We start from the raw sequence: 5,376 nt of genomic DNA, 5'->3' as shown, positions 1-5,376 counted from the left end.
GGGGATTTAACGTCGCAGCGACCTACTTTTCCACTCCTGTGGGGAGCAGTATCATCGGCCCTCCAGGTCTTAACGGCCGTGTTCGGGATGGGAACGGGTGTGACCCCTGGGGAAAAGCCGCGACGAAGGGTAGAAGGGTTGAGAAGGGTTGAGGCGAAGCTCTGTCGAGCGTTCGTGGGTGATGAAGTCATGCAATTCATTGATGAAAGGTCAAGTCGATGGACCGATTAGTATCGCTCAGCTGAAGCCGTCACCGGCCTTGCACATGCGACCTATCAACGTGGTGGTCTACCACGGGTCTCATAGGGAGATCTCATCTTGAGGGGTGTTTCGCGCTTAGATGCTTTCAGCGCTTCTCACTTCCCGACATAGCTACCCAGCATTGCACCTGGAGGCACAACTGGAACACCAGAGGTCAGTCCATCCCGGTCCTCTCGTACTAAGGACAGGTCCTCTCAAATCTCCTGCGCCCACACTAGATAGGGACCGAACTGTCTCGCGACGTTCTGAACCCAACTCACGTACCACTATTGATCGGCGAACAGCCGAACCCTTGGGACCTGCTTCAGCCCCAGGATGTGATGAGTCGACATCGAGGTGCCAAACCTTGCCGTCGATATGAACTCTTGGGCAAGATCAGCCTGTTATCCCCGGCGTACCTTTTATCCGTTGAGCGATGGCCCTTCCATTCGGGACCACCGGATCACTATAACCTGCTTTCGCACCTGCTCGTCGTGTCTGACTCGCAGTCAAGCTCCCTTATACTATTGCGCTCTGCGGCTGATTTCCAAACAGCCTGAGGGAACCTTCGTACGCCTCCGTTACGCTTTAGGAGGCGACCGCCCCAGTCAAACTACCCGCCTGACATTGTCTTCCACCCGGATCACGGGTGCGAGTTAGAGATCAGCGTTAAACAGGGTGGTATCTCAACGTCGGCTCCACCGACCCTAACGAGCCAGTTTCATAGCCTCCCACCTATCCTGCACAGTCCAACGCCAACCTCAATGTCAAGGTGTAGTAAAGGTGCACGGGGTCTTTCCGTCTAAGTGCGGGTAACCGGCATCTTCACCGGTGCTACAAGTTCGCTGAGTCTCTGCTGGAGACAGTTCCCAGATCGTTACGCCATTCGTGCAGGTCGGAACTTACCCGACAAGGAATTTCGCTACCTTAGGACCGTTATAGTTACGGCCGCCGTTCACCGGGGCTTAAATTCGCAGCTTCGCTTGCGCTGACCGCTCCTCTTGACCTTCCGGCACCGGGCAGGCGTCAGCCCCTATACCTCCTCTTTGGAGTTTGCAGAGACCTGTGTTTTTGTTAAACAGTCGCCTGGGACATTTATGTGCCACCACCTCGGGCTATGAACCCTACCGTGGTACCCCTTCTCCCGAAGTTACGGGGTTAATTTGCCGAGTTCCTTCAGCAGAGTTCTCTCAAACGCCTGAGGATTCTCTCCTCGACTACCTGTGTCGGTTTGCGGTACGGACACAAGCACCTCTCCTTAGCAGCTTTTCTCGGCAGTGTAGGATCAGGACTTTTCGTCAGATACCTTGAGCTGTTGGCGCCCGGACTTCCCTAAGCGCCACCCTTGATACCTTTCGCAGAACATTCCATAGCCCTGCGTCCCTACCTTCCTGCGTCCCTGCATCGTACAAACGAGATGCTCATGGTGCTGGAATATTAACCAGCCTTCCATCGCCTACGCCTTTCGGCCTCAGCTTAGGGTCCGACTAACCCAACGCGGATTGACCTTGCGTTGGAAACCTTAGTCTTACGGCGGACGGGGTTCTCGCCCGTCTTTACGCTACTTATGCCGACAGAGTCTCTTCCCATGTCTCCAGCTGTCCTTACGGTCAACCTTCACAGACGTAGGGAATGCTCCCCTACCACTTACGTTCGCAGCTTCGGTAACATGCTTTAGCCCCGTTGAATTGTCGGCACAGACCCGCTTGACCAGTGAGCTATTACGCTTTCTTTAAAGGATAGCTGCTTCTAAGCTAACCTCCTGGCTGTCTAAGCACATCCACATCCTTTTCCACTTAGCATGTATTTTGGGACCTTAGCTGGCGATCTGGGTTCTTTCCCTCTCGACTACGGATCTTATCACCCGCAGTCTGACTGCCGGACTTCACGGCGTGCCATTCGAAGATTGGTTGGATTCAGTAAGCTGGTAAGCCCCCTAGTCCATTCAGGTCTCTACCTGCACGACGAAACATCCGACGCTAGCCCTAAAGCTATTTCGGGGAGAACGAGCTATCACGGAATTTGATTGGCCTTTCACCCCTATCCTCAACTCATCCAAGCGGTTTTCAACCCACACTGGTTCGGACCTCCATCCGGTGTCACCCGGACTTCATCCTGGTCAAGGATAGATCATCCCGTTTCGCGTCTATTTCCAGCGACTGTCGCCCTATTCAGACTCGGTTTCCCTGCGGCTTCGCCTCTTCGGCTTCGCCTCGCCACTGAAAATAACTAGCCGGCTCATTATGCAAAAGGCACGCGGTTCCCCTGGTAAACCATAGGGGTTCCACTGCTTGTAGATTGACGGTTTCAGGTTCTATTTCACTCCCCTCATCGGGGTTCTTTTCGCCTTTCCCTCACGGTACTGGTTCACTATCGGTCAGATGAACATATTTAGCCTTACCGCATGGTCGCGGCAAATTCTGTCAAGGTTTCTCGTGCCCCGACATACTTGGGAACACCACTCAGAGTCCGATCGGCTTTCGCGTAAGGGGCTATCACCCTGTCTCGCCGGCCTTTCCATGCCGTTCCGCTAACCGTCGGTTTTGTAACTCTGTGCTGGAGGGCAGCTCCAGCCTGTAGGTCCCACGACCCCCCCTACGCAACGCCTGCCGCTTACACGTAAGAGGTTTGGGCTCCTCCGGTTTCGCTCGCCGCTACTCCCGGAATCACTGTTGTTTTCTGTTCCTGTGGGTACTGAGATGGTTCACTTCCCCACGTTCGCCTCTCAAAGCCTATGAATTCAGCTAAGAGATTCTTGAGCTTTCACCCAAGAGGGTTTCCCCATTCGGACATTCCCGGATCACCGTTCGCGTGCAACTCCCCGAGACTTTTCGCAGCTTACCACGTCCTTCATCGCTGTCATCTGCCAAGGCATCCACCGTCAACCCTTTGTAACTTGGCCTTCCATCAATGAATCACATTCATGAATCATTCATTTCGGCCCACGAGAGTGTTGATTCGCTAAACTTGCCTCGCCTTAAGCCCACAGCGTCGCTTCAACGCCATGGATCACCCTTCTCTATTCCTTCTATTTGATTGTCAAACAGCTCCGTCTTTCGACCCGCCCCTCGAGGCGGCTTTGAGCTGGATTCAAATCCCGCGGGATCTCAACTCAACTCAAATTGGTGGGCCTAGGTGGATTCGAACCACCGACCTCACGCTTATCAGGCGTGCGCTCTAACCAGACTGAGCTATAGGCCCCATGAAGTGCCCCAGCGACCGCTGGTGGACCCGACCGGGATCGAACCGACGACCTCCTGGATGCAAACCAGGCGCTCTCCCAGCTGAGCTACGGGCCCGCTGTGCGGACGCCCAAGCACGCTCGTCAAAGACTTGCCCGAGCGTCTTTAAAAACCGGATAGAAATTTTGATCGGAAGCGTTGACCTTTCGTCACTCCTAGAAGTGACTCTCCTTAGAAAGGAGGTGATCCAGCCACAGGTTCTCCTACAGCTACCTTGTTACGACTTCACCCCAATCACCAAGTTCACCATTGAGACCTAGCCCCCTTGCGGGTTACCACAGCCTCTTCAAGTGCTCCCGGCTTTCGTGATGTGACGGGCGGTGTGTACAAGGCCCGGGAACGTATTCACCGTATCATTCTGATACACGATTACTAGCGATTCCACCTTCATGTAGTCGAGTTGCAGACTACAATCCGAACTGAGGACGACTTTCTCCGATTAGCTCCATCTCGCGACTTTGCAACGGTTTGTATCGCCCATTGTAGCACGTGTGTAGCCCTGGACATAAGGGCCATGAGGACTTGACATCATCCCCACCTTCCTCCCGGTTAACCCGGGCAGTCCCCGTAGAGTTCCCGCCATGACGCGCTGGCAACTACGGGTAAGGGTTGCGCTCGTTGCGGGACTTAACCCAACATCTCACGACACGAGCTGACGACAGCCATGCAGCACCTCTGCAGCAGTTCTTGCGAAAAGGCACATCTCTGCACCGGTCCACTGCAGTTCAAGCCCAGGTAAGGTTCTTCGCGTTGCGTCGAATTAAACCACATGCTCCACCGCTTGTGCGGGCCCCCGTCAATTCCTTTGAGTTTCAGCCTTGCGACCGTACTCCCCAGGCGGAACACTTAACGCGTTAGCTCCGGCACGGAAGGGGTCAACTCCCTCCACACCAAGTGTTCATCGTTTACAGCGTGGACTACCAGGGTATCTAATCCTGTTTGCTACCCACACTTTCGCGCCTCAGCGTCAGTTACTGTCCAGGTGGCCGCCTTCGCCACTGGTGTTCCTCCTCATCTCTACGCATTTCACCGCTACACGAGGAATTCCACCACCCTCTCCAGTACTCTAGCCTTCCAGTCTCAGATGCAGTTCCCAAGTTGAGCTCGGGGATTACACATCTGACTTAAAAAACCGCCTACGCGCCCTTTACGCCCAATAATTCCGAATAACGCTTGCCCCCTCTGTATTACCGCGGCTGCTGGCACAGAGTTAGCCGGGGCTTCCTCTCCAGGTACCGTCAAGTAACAGCGCTATTAACACTGCCACCTTCGTCCCTGACGACAGGGTTTTACAGTCCGAAGACCTTCATCACCCACGCGGCGTTGCTGCGTCAGACTCTCGTCCATTGCGCAAAATTCCCCACTGCTGCCTCCCGTAGGAGTCTGGACCGTGTCTCAGTTCCAGTGTGGCCGATCACCCTCTCAGGCCGGCTACTGATCGTCGCCTTGGTGGGCCATTACCCCGCCAACTAGCTAATCAGACGCAGGATCCTCTTCTAGCCCCAGGCCTTGCGGTCCCCAGGTTTCACCACAGACATCCCAGCCCGTGGTCTCATGCGGTATTACCACTCCTTTCGGAGCGTTATTCCCCACTAAAAGGTAGATTCCCCACGCGTTACTCACCCGTCTGCCATGCACCTTGCGGCACATCCGACTTGCATGTGTTAGGCACGCCGCCAGCGTTCATTCTGAGCCAGGATCAAACTCTCAAGTTTAATATTCCTGAACTCTTGCTCCTCGGAGTCTCCCCCTCGGACAAATGCTCTGGTCGTATTTCTCTGAATCCCACGGACCGTCCTAGAACGTCCCGCGGAACCCTCAAAGGCTTCCTATCTTCTATCCGGTTTTCAAAGACGCCCACCACGCTTCCGCATTGCCTCAGCATGATCCAGAA

General features: G+C 54.7%; 2 tRNA genes and 3 rRNA genes. All 5 read right to left on the bottom strand.

The features are described 5' to 3' along the window. Window positions 1-9: 9 nt before the first annotated feature. Window positions 10-125 (bottom strand): 5S ribosomal RNA (rrf, locus tag MLG87_RS15945). 81 nt (window positions 126-206) lie between these two features. After that, window positions 207-3,142: ribosomal RNA gene (locus MLG87_RS15940) — 23S ribosomal RNA — on the bottom strand. Window positions 3,143-3,363: 221 nt separating this feature from the next. Beyond that, a tRNA-Ile gene (locus MLG87_RS15935) sits at window positions 3,364-3,441 on the bottom strand. A gap of 22 nt (window positions 3,442-3,463) precedes the next feature. Continuing rightward, a tRNA-Ala gene (locus tag MLG87_RS15930) sits at window positions 3,464-3,539 on the bottom strand. A 118-nt stretch (window positions 3,540-3,657) separates the two neighbouring features. Further along, a 16S ribosomal RNA gene (locus tag MLG87_RS15925) occupies window positions 3,658-5,197 on the bottom strand. The 16S, 23S and 5S rRNA genes sit together here with 2 tRNA genes alongside, the layout of an rRNA operon. Window positions 5,198-5,376 lie beyond the last annotated feature (179 nt).

Origin of the sequence: Geothrix mesophila, assembly GCF_022808835.1 — a bacterium.
Classification (GTDB): Bacteria; Acidobacteriota; Holophagae; order Holophagales; family Holophagaceae; genus Geothrix; species Geothrix paludis.
This window is presented reverse-complemented; position numbering and strand designations above follow the sequence as displayed.